At 63.1% G+C, this 214-nt stretch carries 1 pseudogene; it reads left to right on the top strand.

What is annotated here, in order from left to right:
• Positions 1 to 106: pseudogene (locus tag F6Q13_RS19570) on the top strand (nuclear transport factor 2 family protein); the annotation flags it as partial.
• Positions 107 to 214 lie beyond the last annotated feature (108 nt).

Genomic DNA, 214 nt, shown 5'->3' with positions numbered 1-214 from the left:
AGACGGTTGGAAGATCAGCGCGACCGGATACGACCGCACCTACGAGGCCACGATGTCGTTGGCGGGCTTGGATTTCAAGCTGAAGCCCGGTCGCGCACTGGCCTGAGCGCCCCGAGTGTGCACGACACGACACGACGCGCCGAAAACCCGTCGCCTTGTTCACAGTCGAGGGTGGAATGCCTTATTCGGTAATCGCGATCACCGCACCGGGCCG

Origin of the sequence: Mycobacterium sp. (assembly GCF_008709575.1) — a bacterium.
In the GTDB taxonomy this organism is placed as follows: Bacteria; Actinomycetota; Actinomycetes; order Mycobacteriales; family Mycobacteriaceae; genus Mycobacterium.
This window is presented reverse-complemented; position numbering and strand designations above follow the sequence as displayed.